This window comes from Paracoccus sp. SY (assembly GCF_002901215.1).
GTDB lineage: Bacteria > Pseudomonadota > Alphaproteobacteria > Rhodobacterales > Rhodobacteraceae > Paracoccus > Paracoccus acridae.
In genome coordinates this window covers 1-20,684 of record NZ_NWMQ01000049.1, presented here as the reverse complement: position 1 = coordinate 20,684, position 20,684 = coordinate 1, and the positions used below count along the sequence as shown (strand labels likewise).

Annotated in this window: 21 protein-coding genes; 11 read left to right on the top strand and 10 right to left on the bottom strand. The window is 62.8% G+C overall.

Annotated features, from left to right (window positions below; translation table 11 throughout):
* The 8 genes from CK944_RS19285 to CK944_RS19250 form a co-directional block, all read left to right on the top strand.
* A partial coding sequence (locus tag CK944_RS19285; protein ID WP_146038714.1) for a TRAP transporter substrate-binding protein occupies positions 1 to 480 on the top strand: 480 nt, incomplete at its 5' end.
* Positions 456 to 848 carry a hypothetical protein gene (locus tag CK944_RS19280; RefSeq protein WP_103174695.1) on the top strand — a complete coding sequence of 131 codons (393 nt, stop codon included), beginning with the start codon at positions 456 to 458 and terminating at the stop codon, positions 846 to 848. The genes CK944_RS19285 and CK944_RS19280, both read left to right, overlap by 25 nt.
* 61 nt (positions 849 to 909) lie before the next feature.
* The gene (locus CK944_RS19275; protein ID WP_103174694.1) at positions 910 to 1,416 is read left to right on the top strand and encodes a TRAP transporter small permease; all 507 of its coding nucleotides are present in this window, start codon (positions 910 to 912) and stop codon (positions 1,414 to 1,416) included.
* Complete coding sequence (locus tag CK944_RS19270; RefSeq protein ID WP_103174693.1) at positions 1,413 to 2,693, top strand: TRAP transporter large permease; 1,281 nt, start codon at positions 1,413 to 1,415, stop codon at positions 2,691 to 2,693. The genes CK944_RS19275 and CK944_RS19270 overlap by 4 nt, the downstream gene beginning before the upstream one ends.
* Before the next feature lie 50 nt (positions 2,694 to 2,743).
* Entirely contained in the window at positions 2,744 to 3,757 is a 1,014-nt protein-coding gene (locus CK944_RS19265) for a tRNA-dihydrouridine synthase (RefSeq protein WP_239986168.1), read from the top strand.
* A gap of 15 nt (positions 3,758 to 3,772) precedes the next feature.
* The gene (locus CK944_RS19260; protein WP_103174691.1) at positions 3,773 to 4,672 is read left to right on the top strand and encodes a DUF6282 family protein; all 900 of its coding nucleotides are present in this window, start codon (positions 3,773 to 3,775) and stop codon (positions 4,670 to 4,672) included.
* Positions 4,669 to 5,424, top strand: coding sequence for an HpcH/HpaI aldolase/citrate lyase family protein (locus CK944_RS19255; RefSeq protein ID WP_103174690.1), 756 nt, complete (start codon positions 4,669 to 4,671; stop codon positions 5,422 to 5,424). The genes CK944_RS19260 and CK944_RS19255 overlap by 4 nt, the downstream gene beginning before the upstream one ends.
* 26 nt (positions 5,425 to 5,450) lie before the next feature.
* Entirely contained in the window at positions 5,451 to 6,359 is a 909-nt protein-coding gene (locus tag CK944_RS19250) for a hypothetical protein (RefSeq protein ID WP_239986167.1), read from the top strand.
* Between the two features lie 507 nt (positions 6,360 to 6,866).
* Here the strand turns inward: CK944_RS19250 and CK944_RS19240 are convergent.
* Both CK944_RS19240 and CK944_RS19235 read right to left on the bottom strand, forming a co-directional pair.
* Positions 6,867 to 7,763 carry a pyridoxal phosphate-dependent aminotransferase gene (locus tag CK944_RS19240; RefSeq protein ID WP_239986166.1) on the bottom strand — a complete coding sequence of 299 codons (897 nt, stop codon included), beginning with the start codon at positions 7,761 to 7,763 and terminating at the stop codon, positions 6,867 to 6,869.
* Positions 7,764 to 8,166: 403 nt separating this feature from the next.
* Positions 8,167 to 9,696: a tetratricopeptide repeat protein gene (locus CK944_RS19235; RefSeq protein ID WP_103174688.1), complete on the bottom strand. Its 1,530-nt coding sequence runs from the start codon at positions 9,694 to 9,696 to the stop codon at positions 8,167 to 8,169.
* Positions 9,697 to 10,051: 355 nt separating this feature from the next.
* On the opposite strand from CK944_RS19235, the gene CK944_RS23365 reads away from it, so the two are divergent.
* The gene (locus tag CK944_RS23365) at positions 10,052 to 11,137 is read left to right on the top strand and encodes a VPLPA-CTERM sorting domain-containing protein (RefSeq protein WP_158248073.1); all 1,086 of its coding nucleotides are present in this window, start codon (positions 10,052 to 10,054) and stop codon (positions 11,135 to 11,137) included.
* A 238-nt stretch (positions 11,138 to 11,375) separates the two neighbouring features.
* Here CK944_RS23365 and CK944_RS19225 read toward each other — a convergent pair whose 3' ends face one another.
* From CK944_RS19225 to CK944_RS19200, 6 genes are read right to left on the bottom strand one after another with little or no spacing between them, the layout of a single operon-like run.
* Positions 11,376 to 11,897, bottom strand: coding sequence for a c-type cytochrome (locus CK944_RS19225; RefSeq protein ID WP_103174687.1), 522 nt, complete (start codon positions 11,895 to 11,897; stop codon positions 11,376 to 11,378).
* Positions 11,884 to 13,158 (bottom strand): sulfite dehydrogenase, encoded by a 1,275-nt coding sequence (gene soxC / locus CK944_RS19220; protein WP_239986165.1) that lies wholly within the window; start codon positions 13,156 to 13,158, stop codon positions 11,884 to 11,886. The genes CK944_RS19225 and soxC overlap by 14 nt, the downstream gene beginning before the upstream one ends.
* 31 nt (positions 13,159 to 13,189) lie before the next feature.
* Positions 13,190 to 14,593 (bottom strand): LLM class flavin-dependent oxidoreductase, encoded by a 1,404-nt coding sequence (locus CK944_RS19215; RefSeq protein ID WP_239986164.1) that lies wholly within the window; start codon positions 14,591 to 14,593, stop codon positions 13,190 to 13,192.
* Entirely contained in the window at positions 14,590 to 15,408 is an 819-nt protein-coding gene (locus CK944_RS19210) for an ABC transporter permease (RefSeq protein ID WP_103174685.1), read from the bottom strand. The genes CK944_RS19215 and CK944_RS19210 overlap by 4 nt, the downstream gene beginning before the upstream one ends.
* Complete coding sequence (locus tag CK944_RS19205; protein WP_239986163.1) at positions 15,401 to 16,213, bottom strand: ABC transporter ATP-binding protein; 813 nt, start codon at positions 16,211 to 16,213, stop codon at positions 15,401 to 15,403. The genes CK944_RS19210 and CK944_RS19205 overlap by 8 nt, the downstream gene beginning before the upstream one ends.
* A gap of 3 nt (positions 16,214 to 16,216) precedes the next feature.
* The gene (locus tag CK944_RS19200; protein ID WP_205049115.1) at positions 16,217 to 17,176 is read right to left on the bottom strand and encodes an ABC transporter substrate-binding protein; all 960 of its coding nucleotides are present in this window, start codon (positions 17,174 to 17,176) and stop codon (positions 16,217 to 16,219) included.
* A gap of 740 nt (positions 17,177 to 17,916) precedes the next feature.
* Here CK944_RS19200 and CK944_RS19195 point away from each other — a divergent pair.
* Positions 17,917 to 18,918, top strand: coding sequence for an ArdC family protein (locus CK944_RS19195; protein WP_103174684.1), 1,002 nt, complete (start codon positions 17,917 to 17,919; stop codon positions 18,916 to 18,918).
* A 288-nt stretch (positions 18,919 to 19,206) separates the two neighbouring features.
* Here the strand turns inward: CK944_RS19195 and CK944_RS19190 are convergent, their stop codons facing one another.
* On the bottom strand, positions 19,207 to 19,650 hold the full coding sequence (locus CK944_RS19190) for a hypothetical protein (RefSeq protein ID WP_103174683.1): 444 nt from the start codon (positions 19,648 to 19,650) through the stop codon (positions 19,207 to 19,209).
* Positions 19,650 to 20,294: a hypothetical protein gene (locus CK944_RS19185; RefSeq protein WP_103174696.1), complete on the bottom strand. Its 645-nt coding sequence runs from the start codon at positions 20,292 to 20,294 to the stop codon at positions 19,650 to 19,652. The genes CK944_RS19190 and CK944_RS19185 overlap by 1 nt, the downstream gene beginning before the upstream one ends.
* A 164-nt stretch (positions 20,295 to 20,458) precedes the next feature.
* On the opposite strand from CK944_RS19185, the gene CK944_RS23795 reads away from it, so the two are divergent.
* Positions 20,459 to 20,684: hypothetical protein (locus CK944_RS23795; protein WP_205049114.1), on the top strand; the 226-nt coding region annotated here is incomplete at its 3' end.

Genomic DNA, 20,684 nt, shown 5'->3' with positions numbered 1-20,684 from the left:
GATGTGAAGGAACTGGCCGAAGGGGTGCAGTTCGGGACCGTGGACATGACCGTGAACTCGACCTCGGCCTATGCCACCCTTGAGCCAGCTATCGATGCCTTCCAGCTGCCTGGCGCTATCCCGGACTATGAAGGTTTCGTCACCATGGCGAAGTCGGCCGAGGCCCGCGCGATCATGGACCGTCTGGAAAACCACGGCATGGTAGCCCTAGGCGTCTATGACGGCGGCGTGCGCCACTTCATGACGGTGGGCGAGCCGGTTGAAAGCCTTGCCGACATGAAGGGTTTGAAAACCCGCGTCGCGCCGAACCGGATGTTCCTGGACGCCTGGTCGGCGGTTGGCGTGAACCCCACGCCGATGGCGTATGGCGAGGTTTATTCCGCACTTGAAACCGGCACGCTGGACGCGGTCGAGATCAACCTGACTTCGATCGAANCGCACTTGAAACCGGCACGCTGGATGCGGTCGAGATCAACCTGACCTCAATCGAGAGCGAGAAATACTACGAAATCGGCAAAGGGGTGACGCTGACCAGCCACTACTTTTGGCCCGGGTTCCTGCTGGTGAACAAGAACAAATTCGACAGCCTGACGCCCGAGCAGCAGGCTGCCATGCGCCAAGCCGCCGACGAGATCGTCGAGCCGCAGGTGATGGCCGTTAAGGAACTGGACGCAACGGTTCTCAAACACCTGGACGAACTGGGGATTCCAGTGGTGACGCCATCGGACGCGTTCAAGGCCGAACTCGCCGCCGCCTTCAAGCCGGTCGTCGAACAGTACGAGGCCGTTGATCCCTTGATCGCCGATTTCAGCGCCAAGGCGAAGACCCTCACGCCCGCGGCGCAGTGATCCGTCTGGAGCGCGGTTTCAAGCCGCGCTGCCTTCACCATCCGATGCAAGAGGGACGACCATGTCCAAGTTCTGGCGGGCCTATGTGGCTGCCGTTGAAACCTTCTGCTTTGCCGGGATCGCAGCCATCCTGATCGTCGGCGTCCTGCAGGTCTTTGCCCGCTATGTCCTGCACAGTTCGCTGTTCTGGTCCGAGGAATTCATGCGCTATCTGATGCTGTGGATTGTCGCGGTTGGCGCCGGCATCAGCTATACCCGGGGCCAGTTCCTGGGAATGCGGATGGTGGTCGAAAAGCTGCCGGAAGGAATGCGCCGGGCAGCAGATGTGCTGTCGGCCATTCTTATTCTGATCTTTCTGGGCGTCATTATCTGGTATGGCGTCACGTTCAGCTGGGGCACCCGTCGCCAGACCGCTGTCGCACTGGGGCTCTCAATGTTCTGGATCCACATCTCGATCGTGGTTGGGGCGTTGCTTCTGGCGATCCATGTAGCGCTGAACGAACTTCTCGGGGTGGCGCGGTCGCCTGTCCGAGAGGAGCACATGATGGGTGCGGAGGAAGCGCTGTGATCTGGCTGGGAACCGCTTTCGCTTTCACCATGCTGATCGGCATGCCGATCGCCTTTGTGCTGGGCTTCAGCGCCCTGGCCTATTTCGTGATGACTGGCCAGACCAACTTCCTGCTGGTCATGCCACAGCGGATGCTGGCGGGCATGGACATGTTCGTGCTGCTGGCGATCCCGCTGTTCGTCTTGGCGGGCAGCATCATGGACGTGGGTGGGTTGACGCGCCGCCTGATCGGCTTTGCCAACTCCATCGTCGGACGCTTTCGCGGGGGTCTGTCGCTGACAGCCGTTTGGGGCTGTTTTCTGTTCGGCGGTGTCAGCGGCTCGGCGGCGGCCGATGCCGCTGCCATTGGGACGGTCATGGTGCCGGATATGAAGCGGCAGGGCTATGACGTCGACTATTCCGCTGCCCTGATCGCGGTGTCGTCCTTGATGGCACCGCTGGTGCCGCCTTCAATCGCGATGATCATCTATGGTGCCCTGTCAGGCACCTCGATCGCGCAACTGCTGATCGCAGGGCTGGCGCCGGGCATTCTTCTGGCGACCCTGCTATCCGTCTATGCGATCGTGGTCGCCCGTCGCCGCAACTATCCCACGGCCCCTGCACAATCGATGGGAGAGATCGTCCATGGCTTCTGGAAGGCCATCCCGGTCCTCCTGCTGCCGATCATCATCGTCGTGGGCATTCGCGGCGGCATCTTCACGGCCACCGAAGCTGCCGCCATTGCCGCCATCTATGCGCTGCTGGTTGCCACCTTCGTCTATCGCGCCATGACTTGGACCTTCCTGAAAGAAGCCTTCATCTCGACAGCGATCATCACCTCGGCGATCTACTTCCTGGTCGCCATCGCCAATGTCGCAGGCTTCATCTTCGCCATCGAGCAGCTCCCCCAGCAGGCTGTAGCGCTGCTGACCGGCATTTCCGACAACCCCTATGTCATCCTGCTAATGGTCAACATCATCCTGCTCTTTCTGGGCATGTTCCTGGACACGATTGGCGTGCTGATCCTGACGGTTCCGGCGCTGATGGCGATCGGCAACATGCTGGGAATGGACCCTGTGCATCTGGGCGTCATGGTCGTCTTCAACGTGCTAGTGGGCTTTGTCACACCACCGGTGGGTCTGTGCCTGTTCGTTATCTCTGGTGTTACCGGGCGGCCGATGGAAAAGGTCGCGATCGCGGCATTGCCAATGATCGGGGTCGCGTTGATTGTGCTGGCGCTGATCACACTCTTCCCGCAAATCTCGCTGTTCTTGCCAGAGCTCCTGGGGGCACGGTGATGCGCGATGTCCTTTCGGTCCGAATTGGCGGGCTTCGCCTGAAGAACCCCGTGATCGCCGCTCCGGGCGAACACCTGATCGAGGATGTCGGGCTGGCTGCTGCTATCGCATCCGGCGCGGGCGCGGTGGTCATGAAGTCCACCAATGAGTCCGAGGCCGCGAAGCGTCAACTGCTGCAGGCGGAATATGCGGCCTTGGGCCCGGACTGGCGTCCGGTTGCCTGGGGGCCGGATGCGCCTGCTGCCACCACGGTTCTGACCAGGTCCGGGCTGCACCCGCTGGGCTTCGAGGCCTGGCTCGATCAGGCCATACGGCACGACCAACTGGCCCGCGCTGCGGACTGCCTGTTGATCCCGTCGCTTGTGCTGGCGGACCTGGATGCGGCAGTCGCCTCTGCCCGTCAGGTTGAGCAGGCGGGGCTGCAGGTGCTGGAACTCAACATCGGCACTCCTTACGCCAGCCAGGCAGCACGCGGGGCGGTATCGACCGAGCTCGACCCGAAGCGTGTCGGCCAAATTGTTCAAGCAGTGGCTGCGGCCATCACGATCCCCCTGTGGGTCAAGCTGTCGGGCCAGAGCGAGCGCGTCACTGCTTTGGCAACCGCCGCGACCGCGGCCGGAGCAACGACGGTGGTGATCGCCGGACGGGCGCTCGGCCTTGTACCAGACCTCGACACGATGGCGCCTTATCTGGGTACCAGCTGCGGCATCGGCGGTTTCTGGAACCTGCCGCTCACCTGCCACTGGCTGGCGGAAACACGCGCGGCCTTGGGACCGGACCGGCCGCTGATTGGCATCAACGGTGCGACCAGCGGCGAGGATGTCGTTCGCATGATGCTGGCGGGCGCATCCGCCGCAGGGCTCTCGTCGGCCGTGATGATGCGCGGCTTTGATGTTCTGACCGAAGCGGTCGAGACTCTCGCCGCTTATTGCAAGACGAAGAATGTCACCGCTGCAACTCTGATCGGCCGTGCTGCGGACGCCCGCCACCGGTTTTCCGATATGCCCGTGCTGGAAGACGTCTGGCGCAACCACATTCCCCGCGCGGCGCGCGCGGCCAACTGATCAAGGGAGAGAGACATGACCGACATGACCGACCGCATCGACGCACTGATGAAAGGTGCGGTGGACCTGCACATCCATTCGGGCCCGTCGCTGCATCCGCGCAAGCTGGACCATATCGCTGCCGTGCGAGAGGCCGACGAGCAGGGCATGGCCGCGATCCTGCTCAAGGATCATTACTACCCGACGATGCCCGTGACCCGCCTGATCAACGAGAACTGCGGCTTCAAGACGCAGGCCATTGGATCCATCGTGCTGAACAATCCGCTAGGCGGGCTGAACCCCGCCGCTGTCGACTACGCACTGAAGCAGGGCGCGCGCGTCGTCTGGATGGCAACTGCGCATGCCAAGAACCACATGGATCACGAGGCAGAAAAGCCCGGCTTCAAGTTCCCTCAGAACTCCGCCAAGACCGTGGCGCCCGTCCCGCTGACCCTGACCGACGAGAACGGCACTGTGCGTGATGAGGTCAAGCACATCCTCGACCTGATCGCCGAAGCCGATGCCGTCGTCTCGGGCGGACATCACCATGCAAGCGAACTGCTGCCCTTCTATGAGGAAGCAAAAGCACGCGGCGTGAAACGGCTGTTCCTGAACCATCCGACCTATGTGAACGACTGCTCGTTCCAGGAGATCGCGCATCTGGTCAGCATGGGCGTGAAAATGGAACATTCCGCCTGCATGTTTATCGAATCCACCTTCAAGATGTTCGACACCGATCACCTGAAATCCGTGATCGACGCGGCCGGCGTAGAAAATACCTTCTTCGGCACCGACTTGGGCCAGAAGAACAACCCGAACCCCGCCGAGGGGATGCGAATGATGATCGGGCTGCTGCTGGACTGCGGCTATACCGATGACGAGGTCCGCCAGATGACCACGACGGTTGGTGCCGAACTGGTCGGGCTCGCGGCATGACCAGGAGTAATCTACGCGCACGGATCCACGCTGGCGAAACCGTTGTCGGCACCTTCGTCAAGACGCCTGCCCCCCATATCGTCGAAATCCTTGGGCTCGCCGGGTTGGACTTCGCTGTCGCCGACCAGGAGCATGCGCCGATCGGACTGGCCGAGATGGACATGCTGGCACTGGCGGCGCGAGCCAGTGGCATGCCGCTGCTGTCGCGTCGCTGGGGTACCCAGCCGGACTGGATCGCACCGCTGCTGGATCTGGGCTGTGCAGGTGTCATGGTCCCGCATGTGGTTGACCGTGCCATGGCCGAGGCGGTCTGCGATGCGGTCAAGTTCGCGCGCGGCAGCCGCGGCATCTCTCCCTCGCCCCGGGCCGGAAACTACGGCACCATCGGGCTCCTCGACTATCGCCGCAAATGCGACGACGAGAGCGTGGTGATGCTGCAGATCGAGGATGCGCCCGCCCTTGACCGGCTGGACGAGATCGCCGCCTGCGCGGACGCCGATGTGCTATTCGTCGGCCCCGCGGATCTGTCGCAGTCCTTGCGCGTGGGATTTCCCTCAGCCGAACTCGATACGGCCATCCTGCGCGTGATCGAGGCTGCGCGCCGTGCCGGCATTGCGACTGGCCTGTTCGTTGGCGATGAAGCCCAAATCCCGGTTTGGCAGGACCGTGGCGTCACTGTCTTTGTCTGCGGCTCGGATCAGAGTCTGCTGATGAAAGGCGCGCGCCGCCTGATGACAACGCGGCAGGCCTAAGGCCGCCGTATCCCTGAAAGGAATACATGATGTACAAGGACAAGGATCCGCGCGCAGACCTGTTCGCCGCCAGCACCAAGCCGCCTGCGACCGGCTTGATTGCTAAAGAACAACTCGCGCTGTTCTACGGCACGGAACCGCAAGCCGAAGGCAGGGGATGGAAAAGCTGGTACCATCGCGGCAACAACTTCGTGCTCGCCTATTCAGAGGCCGAGCCGGACGCGGTCTTCGCGCGTGAAGCCCAGCCGGATGAATATGTGGTCTACCTTCCCGACGCGGCTCAGGGCGCAGTGATCGAAACGGGCAACGAACGCGTCGAAGTGCCCGGCTACTCGATCGCCTTTGTGCCGCCCGGTGACAGTCGCGTGACGCTGCCCCGAGGTGGTGTGCTGGTGCGCCTGTTCACGACCCGCTCCGCCGATCTCGCCGAGGCCGCGTCGAATGCGCGGGCCTATGACGCAGTCCGGTCTCACATTCCTGCCTTCGAAGCCTGGCCTGCACCGAAGGACGGCTTCCGGATCCGGCATTATTCACTGGACGTGCCAGCCGAAGCGGGCCGCTTCGGGCGCATCTTCCGCTGCACGACCTTCATGGTGAACATCTTCGAACCCCAGAAGGGGCCGCGCGACACCACGAAGATGTCGCCGCATCACCACGATGACTTCGAACAGTGCTCGTTGGCGCTCAAGGGCAGCTTCGTCCATCACCTCCGCTGGCCCTGGACCGTCGACATGGCCGACTGGCGCGACGACCAGCACGTCGAGGTGGGTTCGCCCTCTTCGCTGGTGATCCCGCCCCCCGTTGTCCACACGACCCGCGCCACGGATGCCGGCGACAACAATCTGGTGGACATCTTCTGCCCGCCCCGGATGGACTTTTCCCTGAAGCCGGGATGGGTGCTGAACGCGGATGATTATCCTCTGCCTAAAGGCTGAGGGCTAGTGATTCGGAAGAAAGGCACAGGATCGTAAGCCACTCTGTTGGCTTCGATCATCTCATGTTAGGCGGAAGAGGAGCCATGCTCACCTGACTGCCGCCATGAGCTGGATTTCGACAGGTGCGCCGCCCGGCAGGGACGCGACANACCCACTGCCGCGCGGCTGCAAACTCCCACTTGGCCAAGTTCCTGGAGCAAGAAGGCCGAGGCGAGGTCGGCGAGCNACCCACTGCCGCGCGGCTGCAAACCCCCACTTGGCCAAACTCCTGGAGCAAGAACGCCGAGGCAAGGTCTGCGAGTNCCGGCTCTGCAGCGATATAGACCGTCATTGCAAGAATGGCGTCCAGTTCCTCGCCTGGCTGCAACAGGCTCTGTGCCGCAGTCAGGGCATTGCTGCAGGCCAGAACAATAGCCTCGCGATGGTCTTCGACCACTGCATCGCTCCGGACGGGCCCGAAGGACACCAGCCTGCCATCGATCCGTGGCGTCATCCCGGCAGTTATGATCAGCTTGCCACTGCGCCGTGCGGGCACATAGTTTCCCTGTGGGACCGGGGCGCCGTGAGCAGGGGCGGTGATGATGGCCGATACCGTTCCACAAGCGTGGCCAGGCGCTCGACCGCCGCAACTGCCGCCGCATGGTCCTGCGAGAAGTTCAGCCGGATCGATCCCTGAGCATGGGGACTGAACTCTGTGCCGGGGGTGACGATCACGTCCGCCTGCAGCCGCAGTGCCTTCACGAAGTCCGCGGGTTTGATGGCCAAAGCCGGCAGGGACGGGAACAGGTAGCTGCCCGCCTGAGGCACCCGGACAGCACAGCCGGAGATTTGCCGGAACAGCGTGACCAGATCGTTGCGGATCGCCTGATGCCGGCGGATACGCTCGGCCATCCAGCCCTCGGGCTCGTTGAACCATGTCCGCAGCACCGCCTGGCTATAGCCCGGCGCCCGCAGCGAGACGATCGCCTGCAGCTTTTCCATCCGCTCGATGATGTCGGCCGGACCGAATGCCACGCCCAGCCGATAGCTGCTGAGTGACTCCGTCTTGGACGGCCCCATGATCGTGACGACATTTTCGGCCGCCGGATGCGCTCGCAGTTGCGTATAGGTTGCACCTTCAAAGAGCAGCCGGGAATAGAGTTGGTCCACGATCACCGCGGCACCGTAACGCGCGGCAAGCGTGCCGATGCGGTCGATCTCGGTGTTGGAATAAACAACGCCCGCCGGATTGTTCGGGTTCGAGAACAGGAACAGCTTCGCCCCATACCTGAACGCCGCTTCCAGTTGGTCGAGGTTCAGTCCTGCCTCGTGGTCAGCCGCGCCCTGATAGGCGATCTGGACGGGCACGATCTCGCCCTCGAAGAACTCGACCAGTTTGCGGTTTGCAAAATAGTCGGGCTGCACAATGGCGCTTTCTGGCCGATCGTGGCATCGCCGTTGGTGGCCGCTATGGCAGCCTGCGGTGGGTGACGCATCTGGATGTCGATGACACGTCCATCGATCGGGTCCGGGATGCGTGTGAGGCCTACTTTTCCGGAAATCGGCCACTAACAACAGCGGATAGACACGAATTTTCGGCAATCAGCCGTTGTTAAGAACGGCTCCTCGCGTCGAGCCACATCGCGGCGCGGACCGACCCGCACCATCACTGAGAGCTCGGCGCAGACGGCCCTTTGCGGACGGTCCAGTCGCGGACAGCGCTTCCTTGCAGTATCCCCAAACCGGCCGTTCATGTTCATTGCAGAAAACGCAGTGCAGGGGAGGGATGCCAAGATCCACGAGGCGGGATTTTCCAGCCCTTCTTACTCTATTTCAGGTGTTGCCGTGCCTCCTCGGCATAGGCGAAGCCGGGCTCGAGAATGAGTGCCTCTTGCAGCAGAGACCGCGCTTCCTCGGAAAAACCTTGTTCCAGCCGTACCAGGCCAAGCCGATAGGCCGGCAAGGCGGCGGATGGCTGCTCGGCTCTCATTGCCTCAAATGTTTGCTCGGCCAAGTCAAGCTCTCCCGCTTCCAGCTGCGCCATGCCCAGCGTATCGTGCAACTCCGGCATGTCTGGCGCCAGTCTGACAGCGCGTTCGGCCAACAATATTGCTTCATCAGGCGCGCTTTCAGTCAGCAGGTTGGCCAGATTGTTCAGGGCAAGCCAGTTCTGTGGGTCAGCCGCCAGAGCATTGCGATAGAGAGTAATCGCTTCGAGGCGAGCATTTGTCCGCTCCAGAAGCGAGGCCAGACGAACCTGATCGTCTGATGTGGCGTCAGGCAGGCCAACCACTGCGCGGGCATAATCCAAAGCTGTCTCGTCCTGGCCAAGTCGTGCCGCCGCGAGACTGGCTGCGCGCAGAAGCGCAGAGTTCTGCGGTGCGACCGCAAGGCCTTCAGAAAAGGTATCAAGCGCCTTGTCGTATTGTCCTGTCGCCCCGAGCACCCGACCCTGTTCCAGCAAAAGTGCCGCATCAACGGGAAAGCGCGTCCTGGCCTTTGAGAGGATTGTCTCTGCTTCCACGAGATCCTGTTCGGCCACCGCAAGTCGGGCGCGAGCCAGGAAGGGCCGAACACTCTCGGATCGCCTTATCAGTCGATCAAAAAGTGCCTTGCCTTCTTCCAGCTTGTCGAGGCCGACCTTTGCACGGGCAAGGTAGTCAAGCACCAACGAGGGCGCATCTTCAGGTTGGGCAAGACCTTCCAGGAGCGCCTCCGTTCGCGCCGGATCGCCGGCCATGAGATACAAGCGTGCCGCCTGCAAGCGGGGATAAAGATGCTCCGTCTTGGTTTCGGCGACGGCTTGTTCGTAATGTCGGATCGCGCCTTCCCGGTCGCCCCGGCTTTCCAGCAGGGCTGCCATTCGCTCATGGGCGGACCAATTTGTCGGATCAACCTCGATAGCGTTCTGCCAAGCGGCGCCTGCTTCATCACGCCGGCCAAGCGAAAGCAGCAGGTCACCCTTGATGACAAGAGGGGCTGCATTGGAATTGTAGAGCCGGGCAGCCTGATCCATCGCCTCGACCGCTTCTTCTCGTCTATCGAGGTTGGCAAGCGCCATGCCCAGCAGATACCAGCCCTCAGGAGCCTCTGCAGCCGACTGCGTCAGGCCCCGCGCTATCCGCTCAGCGACGGCAAAGTCGTTTGCCATGAAGGAGGCTAGTGCCTTGCGGAAGTCTCGCTTTCCTGCCTCTCCCAGGGCGGAGCTGGCATTGGGCAGCACCAGCCCGTCGGCTGCAGTGTTTAGTTGAGGCGTCGCAAGATCCTCCAGGTCAACCGTTCGGGAAAAAGCGGGTGAAATAGAGGCCATTCCCCAAAGAAGAATGGCAGATCCATATAGCCAGAAGCGACGACGCATTATAAGCCACTCCTTTTAAAGTGCCTAACTCTAGGAGCCCGCGCTTCTCCCTGTCAATATCTCACTAGAGCTGGAGGGTTTATAAAACAACCATGTTCCCCATGGGGTTGTGCATGAACAGTCTTCTGCAATCATAAACCTTCGGATAATCAAATTTTTGACAAATGTTTATTCCGTGGTAATCTCTTGGTGATCGCGATTCCGTGCTTATCCAGTGTGCGTTTTTGTTCTCAGAAATCGATATGCCTTTTGGCTTCGATAAATACGCTCATTTGCGATTTGTTCTCTTGGAAACGCGAGACAGGAACAGGTCTTACCTGTGATTGAATAACACATGCGTTTCAGGAGAATACCAATGTCTCTAAAACTTGGCTTCTTGAGCGTTGCGGCGCTTGGGTTTTTTGCAGGAGGCGCGCTTGCTGACAGCATCTCGCCAGACAGCTTCACGGCCAATCTGGCCGTGGGAGAAAGCGTGACCATCACGAAGACAGTGACGATCTCGGCCGGTGGGCCAACAGATGCACTGATCGACGCCTACTTCCTCATCGATACTTCAGGATCCATGGGCGGTGTCATCAACGCAGCCAAAGCGGCTGCAGGCGACATCTTCTCGACCATTGCGGCCGATTTCGGTGCTGGTGTTGCGGGCGGCGTTGGAGTCTTTTCCGAGGCTGCCGCATTGCCGTCCGTCATTGCGCCCCCGGGCAGCGTCATCAATCAGGATGTAACAACCGATACGGGCAACGTGATCAACGCGATCAACAATGTCACGCTGAACGTTCCGGACGGTGGCGGCGATTTCCCCGAGTCGGCGAATACCGCCATTGAGTTGGTGGCCGAAAATGCCTCCTGGCGGCCGGGTTCCAACCGCTTCATCTTCGCCTTCTCAGACGCTTCTTCCAAGGGCTCGCCCGACGCTGATGTGATTGCAGCGCTTGCAGCCGAAGGCATCAAGCTGGTGTCGCTTGATTTCGGCGGCGGTTTTTTCACGACCGATATGACCGAACTTGGAGCGATCACCTTTTCAAGCTCTGCCACTCCCGATTCAATCGTTGATGACGTGACAGCGGGTATCATCGAGGGATTTGGAGAATACGGTGCCGTGACGGTCGGCGATCTGGGCGGGGGCGATCCGTTGATCGACGTATCGACCGTTTGCACCGGTGCAGACATCGGCACTTGCGTTGGTGACTCTGCCGTAGGGGAGTATGATCGCTCAGTCGATCGGACCTTCACCTTTGACGTGACCTTCACACGCAATGCCGACGGCACTTCCGTGTTCGATACCTTCGCCCTGGTCGACGGCGGGATTGTGGCCACTGAAGCTGATAGATTCCCCGGCGTTGACGTCGCCCCGGTTCCGCTTCCTGCAGCAGGATGGATGCTGATGGCCGGCATTGGCGGCATGGGCGTCCTGCGACGTCGCCGCAAGGCTGCCTGATAGGTCCCACAGTGCCCCTGCAGCGCGACGCCCTCTAAAATACCAGCCGCCTGAACCTGTGGTCCAGGCGGCTGTCCATCTGCCGAGCAGGGGCCACCTGCAAGGCCTCTTCGCTTGACAGCTGATCTCCGGATGCATCTGCATAGTCCATCAAAAGAAAGATTACCGATGCCGCTCGGCCAGCTACGGCGTGAGCACCTGCTTTCCGGTCAAGACACGCAGCATCATCTCTGGTCCGTCATATATCCGGGCGTGGGTCCGGCACGAAATTGTCGCGGTTCGGCATGACCACAGCCGAGAGGGCTGGGGCGTCCATCCGCGCATCCTCGGGGACAATGCCGTTAAGGAACAACAGATAGGCCGAAACGGCATAGACCTCGTCGACGGTCAGGCTCTGCGGGGCGTCCATAGGCATCGCGCGGTTGATGTAGTCGAACAGCGTCGGCGCATAAGGCCAGTAGCTGCCGACAGTCTTGACCGGCTTGTCCGTGGCCAGTGTCCCTTGGCCGCCGACAAGTCGATCGCCGATCCCACCTTCGCCCGCCTCGCCGTGGTAGGCGGCGCATCGTTCCTCATAGACCACCTTGCCCTCGGCCACGGTGCCGTCACCCTCGGGCAGGTTCTCGCCGTTGCGGCCGATCGAGATGTCCCAAGCCTCGACCTGCTCGGGCGTGGCGGGCGTCCCGAGGCCGAAGGGCTCGGACCAGGCCGGCCCAGCCAGCAGCGTGGCGCCGATCACCAGAAGCTCATGCCAGCGCATTGGACACCTTGCCGTTCTCGTTGATGATCCAAGGCTGGATCGCGTGGTTGTGGTAGGTGGAGTTCCGGCCCCGCGCATCCAGGATCGTCTGCAGATCGGGCTGGACATAGCCTGTCTCGTCGATGGCGCGGCTGAGGATGGTGGTGGGCGTGCCGTCCCATTGCCAGGCATGGCGGAAGCGCGTCATGCAGATGGGCAGCACCGGCCCTTGCAGCCGAGCATCCGTCCAGGTCTGACCGCTGTCGGTGGAGACCTCGACGCGCTCGATCTTGCCCGACCCGCTCCAGGCGAGGCCGCTGATCTCGTGGAAGCCCGGGCCGTCCAGCTTCTGGCCGCCTGAGGGGTAGGTGATGATCGACTTCGCTTCCATCACGAAGGTGAACTCGCGCGCGGTCCCGTCCGGCATCAGGTCGGTGTATTTCGAGGTTTCCTCGCGCGAATAGATTGGCTCTTCGCGAAGTTGCAGGCTGCGCAGCCACTTCACGCTCATGTTGCCCTCGTAGCCGGGCACGAGGATGCGCAGGGGATAGCCCTGCTCGGGGCGCAGCCGCTCGCCATTCTGGCTGTAGACCAGCAGCACGTCGTCGAGGCATTTCTCCAACGGGATCGAGCGGGTCATGGCGGCGGCATCCGCCCCTTCCGCGACGACCCATTTCGCCCCGGGCTTGATGCCGGCTTCCTCCAGCACCGTGCGCAGGGGCACGCCGGTCCATTCGGCGCAGCTGACCAGCCCCATGATGTCGCCCGCCGTCACCTTGTCCTTGTAGGAAAAGTTCTGGTTGCCCGAACATTCCAGCACATGGATGCGGTTGACCGAGGGAAAGCGCCTTAGGTCGGCCATGCTGAAGACCAGGGGCCGCTCAACCAGCCCATGGACCATCAGTCGGTGCTGAGCGGGGTCGATGTCGGGCACCCCGGCGTGGTGGCGTTCATAGAACAGCCCGTTCGGTGTCAGGATGCCGTCGAGCTTTTCCAGCGGGGTGCGCGACGAGGCCGATTGCGCTTGCTTCGCCACGCTCAGCTTGCGGACGACATGGCCTTCGTGCAGCGAGGGCAGACCATAGGGGTTTGCCGCCGTGTCGGCCCCGGGGATCTTCATCCAATCGGGGATCGGCGGCGGTGCATCCGGGCTGCCTTGCGCCCAGACGGCCGGCGCGAGGCTTGCGCCTGCCAGGCCCAGTGCGGCAGTCTTCAGGAAGCGCCGCCGTTCCGGGGCCTCCATCGCTTCGGGAATGCCGGTGTCGTCAGGCTGGGAGTCCACGTTCTTACCTTCGTGCTGATGGAGGTTCTGACTACGCATGGGCGCTGCGCGCGCCCTGCGGTGCCTCGGGTTCGGCATAGCTGAAGCCCTCGTGCGCGGCAGGACGGGCGAGGCCGAGATGGTCGCGCAGCGTGCTGCCCGTGTATTCGGTGCGGTAAAGGCCACGGCGCTGAAGCTCGGGGACGACCGTGTCCACGAACTCCTCGAGCCCCGTGGGCAGGACCGGCGACATGATGTTGAAGCCGTCGGCGGCGCCTGCCTCGAACCGCTCCTGCAGGGCATCGACGATCTCGGAGGGCGTGCCGACCACCTGCCAGTGGCCTCGAGCGCCCGCCATTGACAGCGCCAGTTCCAGGATCGACAGGTTGTCCCGCCGTGCACGCGCCATCAGCAGCGCCTGCCGCGCGACATGGCCGTTCGACACCGGAACGTCCGGCACCGGCCCGTTCGGGTCGTGGTTCTTGAGGTCGATCCCCAGCAGCGGCGACAGGTGCGAGATCGCGACTTCGGGATGGATCAGGTCCTGCAACTGCGCAAACTTGTCCTCGGCCTCGGCGCGGGTGGAGCCGACCACCGGGAAGACGCCGGGCATGACGATGATGTCCTCGGAGGGGCGGCCGTAATCCGGCAGGCGGCGCTTGAGGTCGGAATAATATTCCTGCCCCTCGGGCACTGTCTGGGCGGCGGTGAAGACCGCGTCCGCCGTGCGGGCGGCCAGCTGCTTGCCGGGTTCCGACGCACCTGCCTGGAAGATCACCGGGCGGCCCTGCGGTGGGCGGGGCACGTTCAATGGCCCGCGCACCTTGAAGAACCGGCCCTTGTGGTTGATCGGCTGGAAGGCCTCGGGGCGGAAATACTGTCCGCTGTCCTTGTCGCGCAGGAAAGCGTCGTCGTCCCAACTGTCCCACAGACGTGAGATGACATCAACCGCCTCCTGTGCGCGGGCATAGCGTTCGGCATGGGCCAGCTGCTCGTCCAGGCCGAAGTTTTGCGCCTCGAAGTCGTCGGCCGAGGTCACGAGGTTCCAGCCCGCGCGTCCGCCCGAGATCCAATCCAGCGAGGCCATTTGCCTGGCGATGTTGTAGGGCGGCGTGTAGGTGGTCGAGATCGTGGACACCAGCCCGATGCGGCTGGTCACCGCCGACAGAGAGGACAGAAGGGTGATCGGCTCGAACTGACCGGTGTAGCGGATTGCGGTGCGCGACAGCGCTTCGACATTGTCGCCCCGGACGCCGACGCCGTCGGCCAGGAAGATCAAGTCGAACAACCCGCGCTCAGCCACCCGCGCAAGGTGCTGGTAATGGCCAAGGTTGATGCCCGCATCGGCCGCGGCCTGCGGGTGGCGCCAGGCGGCGACATGGTGGCCGGTGGGATAAAGAAAGGCGCCCAGGTGCATCTGGCGAGGAGGGGTGGACATGGTGACGGCTCCGTTCATTTCTGCATCCCCCAGCGGCGGACGGTGTGCTTCTCGATGCTGCGGAACAAGACGATCTCGACGACCAGGCCGATCAGGATGACGACGGCCAGCCCGGCGAAGACCTTGTCGGTGTAAAGGTCATTGCGGCTGCGATAGATGAACCAGCCAAGTCCGCCCGAGCCCGAGGTGACGCCGAAGACCAGCTCGGACGCGATCAGGGTGCGCCAGGCGAAGGCCCAGCCGATCTTGAGGCCAGATATGAGCGAGGGCAGCGCCGCCGGGATCAGGATCTGCAGCACGAACGCCGGTCCGCGCAGGCCGTAGTTGCGGCCGACCAGGCGCTGCGTCTCGGGCACGGATTCAAAGCCCGACAGCGCGGCGAGGGCCAGCGGCCAGACGACAGCGTGGCACAGCACGAAGATGAGGCTCGCCTCGTTCAGTCCGAACCACAGCATCGCAAGCGGCAGAAGGGCGATGGCCGGCAGGGGGTTCAGCATCGCGGTCAGGGTCTGCAGCGCCTCGCGGGCGAAGCTGTTGGCGGCGGCAAGGCCTACCAGCAGCAGCGCAAGTGCCACGGCGATCACATAGCCCTTCAGAAGGACCTCGATCGACACCCGGGCCGAGCCCAGCAGCCCGTCGTTCAGGATCGATTGCCACAGCGTGACCACCACGGCGCTGAAGCGCGGCAGCATGATCGGGTTGTTCTGGATGACCGCGGCGAGTTCCCAGATCGCGGCCAGCAGGATCAGGACAGCCGCGCGGCGCAGCCAAGGCGCGTCCAGTGCCGACAGCCACAAGGGGCGGGGCGCGTGAAGATGGCTCAGGTCAGACATGGGCTTCCTCTCCGCCCTGGAACAGCAGCTCGTGAACCTCCTGCGACAATTGCGCGAAGGACGGCTCGCCCACGACAGCGTTCTCGGTGCTCATCGTGCGGATCGTCCGACCCGGATGCGAGGAGAGCAGATGCAGGCGGGTGCCGATCAGCACCGCTTCCTCGATCGAATGGGTGACGAAGATCAGCGTCACCTGCGTCTCTTCGGCCACACGCAGCAGGTCGGCCTGCAGCCGCTCGCGCGTCAGCGCATCGAGCGCGGCGAAGGGCTCGTCCATCAGCAGGACCTCGGGCTTCATCGCCAGGGCCCGGGCGATGGCCACCCGCTGCTTCATCCCGCCCGAAAGCTGGTGCGGAAACGACCGCAGCGCGCGGGTCAGACCCACCCGTTCCAGCGCGTCCTCGGCCCGTTCGCGCGCCTCGGCCTTGCCCAGGCCCCGCGCCTTGCGCAGCGGGAACTCGACATTCTGCTGGGCCGTCTTCCAGGGCAGCAGCTGGTCGAATTCCTGGAAGACCACGATGCGGTCCGGTCCCGGCCCGGTCACGGGCTTGCCATGCAGGGAAATCTGCCCGCCCGCAGGCTTGAGGAAGCCCGCCAGCGCCTTGAGGATCGAGGACTTGCCGCAGCCGGACTGGCCCAGCAGCACCAACCGCTCGCCCCGGGCGACCTGCAGGCTGACACGGTCCACGGCGAGGATCGGCCCCTTCGGCCCGGCATAGGCCAGCGACAGGTGCTGCGCCTTCAGCACCGGGGGCGCGGTCGCGAGGGCGGCGCCGGCGAGAGAGTCGGCGAGATGCATGTTCATCGATCAGCTTCCCTCGCGGTCATGCAGGTCGTCGAAGAAGTAGTCCTTCCAGCTTTCGGGACGGTTCTTCAGGGCGCCTACGTCATGCATGAAGCTGGCCATCGGCAGTGTGTTCCGCGGCACGGGATCGAAGCTGTATTTCTCGTCCGTCAGGATCGACAGGATCAACTCGCGGTCGAGGCCCGACTTCGATACCCGCAGAAAGGTGTCCGCAGCTTCCTCGGGATGCGCGGCGATCCATTCGCTGGCCTCAAGGAATGCGCCCAGGAAGGCCGCATAGGTCTTGGGGTTCTCGGCACGCCATTCTTCGGTGGTGTAGACGATCAGCGAGGTCGTGGGGCCGCCGAAGACCTCAAAGGAATCTGTCACCTTGTGGACGCCCTCGGTCCTGAGCGCGAGTTCCTGGAAGGGTGAATTGGAAAAATGCGCGTTAACCGTGCCATTACCCGACACCAACGCCTGTGTCGCCTCAGGATGTGGCAGGGTGACGGTCAGGTTGTCCAGCTTGTCGAACTGGTCGTTCCCCCACTCCTTCGCCGCGGCATACTGCAGCGTCCGCGCCTGCACCGAGACACCGACTGTTGGCAGCGCGATCCGGTCGTCGGGGCCGAAGTCGGACAGCGTCTGGACCTTGGGGTTGTTGCTCAGCAGGAAGGCCGGGAACTGCGCCCCCGCAACGATCCCCTTGACGTTGACCGAACCCTTGGTGCGGTCCCAGATCGTCAGCAGGGGGCCGACGCCGGCCGTTGCGATGTTGACCGATCCCGACAGCAGTGCGTCGTTGACCGCCCCGCCGCCGCCAAGCTGACTCCAGCTCGCTTCGATCTCGATGCCCTGCGCGGCACCGTGCTTGGCAAGAAGATCCTGGTCGCGGATCACCATGAGGGGCAGGTAGGACACCCCATGCTGCTCGGCGATGGCGATCTCACCCTCGGCCCAGGCGGGTGCGGCCAAGCAGGCCATGAGCGCCAGAGCGGCTGACGAGCTCGCACTTGGACAGCGCATGGTTTCTGAAAATATCTCGATATTCCGCATGATTGGACCTTCTGCGCATCTTGAGCGATGACCGAGAAGGTAAAGAAATATCTATTAATGTACTAGATATTCAACTTCCAAACTGCAGACGCTGCAGAGCAGGATGTTCTCCCATCTCCTCCAATGAGAGAACACCGACCTGCTACTTCAGACCTCTGCTCTTCGCGGCTGCCGATCCTGTGACCAGCGAATCAGGGGGACGAGTAAAACAGCTTGTTCCAAGCTCCTGCCCTTTGCTCCCTCACCTGCCAGTGGAGATGTTGCAATGTTCTGCCGCGCAGTTTTCAAATGACCTGCGGCAGTATGATCTCAGATAGTCCTTGCAGAGATGTCGAGGAATGCTTCGCAAAATCGGAAGATGCTCAACGGTAAGGACGAAGGTCTGCTATTGTGGGATGTGACGAAGCCCATGCCCAACCGTCATAGTCTGCTTTCCGCCCTTTACGTCGTTAGGGTGTGGTTGAAGGGACTTCTGTTCTCCAATCATGAATGAACCACTGCGCGTGGTGGGCTGCAGATCAGGCTTTGACTGTGGCGTTTGCTACGACGCTCGTGGACAACCGCAAGGGATCCCTCGGGTTTCGAGAGGCAAAGCTTGGCTGGTCACTGCGTGACGGGATGAAGACCGGAGGAAAGGCCTCCGGCGCCCCGTCGCGGAGGATATTGCGATGACCAGACACAACAAGGGTGCCGACCGGCTGACGCATTCTGCACGCGTTGGCGATGCTGCCGGTTCGCGGGCCGACACCTACGCGCGCGTCACGGCCGCCATCATTGCGGCAATCGAACACGGGGCAGGGGAGTGGCATGCACCGTGGTTTCACAACGGAAGCTGTGCCGCCCGGCCGACCAACGTGGCATCTGGCAGGCGTTACCGGGGCATCAACACCGTGGCGCTGTGGGCCGCAGCCATGGTCTCCGGGTACAATGATGGCCGTTGGGGTACCTATCGGCAGTGGCAAGAGGCCGGGGCGCAGGTGCGCAAGGGCGAGCGCTCAACCACCATCGTCTTGTGGAAGCAGCTTCCATCGTCTGACGGGGCCGAGAGTGCGGACAAGGATGACATCGGCCACACCCGAATGTTCGCCCGCGCCTTTTCCGTGTTCAATGTCGACCAGGTGGACGGGTACGAGCGCCCTCCGACACACCTGCTGTCGGAGAACGAGCGTTTGGCGCAGGCGGAGGCCTTTGTCGCCAACCTGGGGATCACAACCGTGTTCGGAGGGCCGGACGCCTTTTATCGTCCCTCGTCGGATACGGTGGTCATGCCGGACTTCGGGTCGTTTCGGGACGCCCCGTCGTTCTACGGTGTCTGGCTGCATGAGCACGGTCACGCCTCCGGGGCAAAGCACAGGCTTGACCGCGATCTGTCGGGCCGGTTCGGCTCAGTTGCTTACGCGGCGGAAGAATGCTGCGTGGAGATCCTCAGTGGCCTCGTGCTTGCCGATCTCGGCATTGCCCACCATCCGCGTCCCGACCATGCCGCCTACCTTGCGTCGTGGTTGCGCGTCTTGAAGAACGACCCCCGCGCCCTGTTCACCGCTGCGGCCAAGGCCCAGCAGGCCGCCGACTGGATGCATGCGCAGCAGCCTGCTCTCACACCACCCGCCGCATTCGAAAAAACAGATGCGGGCCACCCTGGTTCTCCTGTTTTCACCGGCACGGTGTAGCAAGGTGTGCGCCTGGACGTGCCGGAGGATCACCCCCGTCCGGCCACGCCGATATCGGTCCAACTCAGCCTGCGGGACGGGGGTCATGCAGCGGCCGGTGTCACGACCGCCCCCCGGTTCGACATGTCTTGCCGGAGCACGGTTTACAGCCGCCCGGCCTCGCGCCGGCTTCCGTCAGGAGACCTGCAGCCGTCCATCTGCATGGCCGGGGACGCGCCGGGTGAGGGCGTCGAGCTGTCTTCTCCCGGTCGCCGCGTGGGCCTGCTTCAGAGTGTGGCCGAAAACATCTCAGCGCAGCTGACGCGGCTCGCTGATCTCGTCCGCATCCTGGGTGGCTTCGTGCACTTCCTCGCGAATGATTTTCTTGGTGATGTCATCGAGGTGGGACGTCAGGGCGCGGCTGAGCTCCTCGAATTCCGGCCATAGCGTCACGTGGACGAAACTGGCCGGGGCGCGGACCATGACGGTCTGGCGGTGCATGCGCGGATAGCGGAACGGCTTCATGCCGTAGCGCCGGCACAGGGCGATGAAGAGCTGACGTGACCAAGGATCGGTGATCGAGAACTTGAACTCCTCAGCCTGTTCCGTCCTGCTGATGGTCTCGAACTGGCGCCGAATGCGCTCTGCCGCGGCACCTGCTGCGGTTTTTTCCCCGGCTGTCGCAGCACCGGCATAAAGCGCCTCGATCTTGCGCAGCTTTTCGCGAAGGCGTTCCTCGGAGGACAGGACCATCAGTGGATCGTCGACCGGGCGGAGGGCGCGCTCTCGAGCATCTGGCGCCGGGCCCGGGCGCAGGACAGCACGGCCTCGTGGATCTCGGTTTCCATGATCCGGGTCAGCTCGCGCAGATGCTTGAAGGTCGTCTCGAGTTGGGTGCGGTCATCGGCCTTGGGGTCACGTGCCACAAGGTCGCAAATACCGGCCATCATGGCCCGCAACTCTTCGAGGTGACCGACAGCCTCATGCGCACGCTCGGGCAGATCGACCGCCTCCTCTCCGTTGAAGAGCCCTTCGAGAAAGCCGTCCAACTCCTCGAGGCGAATACGGGCGTAAAGGCCGAGATTGGCAGCGGTTGCGTCCAGGGGTGTGCGGGTGAGCCGGAAGGGCTGACTGCGCTTCTGGTGCCGGGTCAACTCGTTCCACAAGCCCTGCACCAGGGCCTCGAGCAGGGTGTTGAACTCATCCATGCTGTCGAAGGGAGGGAGTTCGCCACCCCACAGGTCCTTGATGATCTGCAAGGGCGAGACCGACATCTCGGGGGTGGCGATATTGCCCAAAAACCGTGTACGCACGGCGTGGAACGGCACAGGGCATGCGTGCTTCACAAGCAAACCCTTTACGACTTTCTCCACTGGAACCTTGGCAGTCTTCTTCATGGCCGTCCCGAACATACACAGACAGGGGTGACCACCTTGAGGCAGCCGATCGAGGGTAGGTAGCCTCGCGATTTTCCATGGTTGCAAGGTCAGAGGCAAGCTCCACCTCAGCAGCACCCTTATCGTGACCGGCATTGGGAAGACCTGCATCGGTCCCTCTGGACTTGTTTTCGCAGAGCGTTGCTGGCGCCCATGACAAAGCCGCCCCGATCAGACCCCATCGTCGCCTCGCCTGGTTGCTGGGGCAGGTGATGGATGAACAGGGGCTCGCGCCATCAGCATTGACCCCTGACGGTGAGCACGAGGCGGCACGCGCGGCACCTTCTGAAGGCACGATGCGTTCCTGGCGCGGCCGCCCGGTAGAGGCAAAGGAGGGCTGGGGGGATCGTG

What these genes read in the sequence shown, in the direction of transcription:
- CK944_RS19200 (WP_205049115.1), bottom strand. Translation starts at nt 17,176, where the DNA reads ATGGCCTGCTTGGCCGCACCCGCCTGGGCCGAGGGTGAGATCGCCATC.
- CK944_RS19255 (WP_103174690.1), top strand. Translation starts at nt 4,669, where the DNA reads ATGACCAGGAGTAATCTACGCGCACGGATCCACGCTGGCGAAACCGTT.
- CK944_RS19190 (WP_103174683.1), bottom strand. Translation starts at nt 19,650, where the DNA reads ATGGTCCTGTCCTCCGAGGAACGCCTTCGCGAAAAGCTGCGCAAGATC.
- CK944_RS23365 (WP_158248073.1), top strand. Translation starts at nt 10,052, where the DNA reads ATGTCTCTAAAACTTGGCTTCTTGAGCGTTGCGGCGCTTGGGTTTTTT.
- CK944_RS19215 (WP_239986164.1), bottom strand. Translation starts at nt 14,593, where the DNA reads ATGAACGGAGCCGTCACCATGTCCACCCCTCCTCGCCAGATGCACCTG.
- CK944_RS19225 (WP_103174687.1), bottom strand. Translation starts at nt 11,897, where the DNA reads ATGCGCTGGCATGAGCTTCTGGTGATCGGCGCCACGCTGCTGGCTGGG.
- CK944_RS19210 (WP_103174685.1), bottom strand. Translation starts at nt 15,408, where the DNA reads ATGTCTGACCTGAGCCATCTTCACGCGCCCCGCCCCTTGTGGCTGTCG.
- CK944_RS19195 (WP_103174684.1), top strand. Translation starts at nt 17,917, where the DNA reads ATGACCAGACACAACAAGGGTGCCGACCGGCTGACGCATTCTGCACGC.
- CK944_RS19185 (WP_103174696.1), bottom strand. Translation starts at nt 20,294, where the DNA reads ATGAAGAAGACTGCCAAGGTTCCAGTGGAGAAAGTCGTAAAGGGTTTG.
- CK944_RS19205 (WP_239986163.1), bottom strand. Translation starts at nt 16,213, where the DNA reads ATGAACATGCATCTCGCCGACTCTCTCGCCGGCGCCGCCCTCGCGACC.
- CK944_RS19250 (WP_239986167.1), top strand. Translation starts at nt 5,451, where the DNA reads ATGATGTACAAGGACAAGGATCCGCGCGCAGACCTGTTCGCCGCCAGC.
- CK944_RS19260 (WP_103174691.1), top strand. Translation starts at nt 3,773, where the DNA reads ATGACCGACATGACCGACCGCATCGACGCACTGATGAAAGGTGCGGTG.
- CK944_RS19235 (WP_103174688.1), bottom strand. Translation starts at nt 9,696, where the DNA reads ATGCGTCGTCGCTTCTGGCTATATGGATCTGCCATTCTTCTTTGGGGA.
- CK944_RS19275 (WP_103174694.1), top strand. Translation starts at nt 910, where the DNA reads ATGTCCAAGTTCTGGCGGGCCTATGTGGCTGCCGTTGAAACCTTCTGC.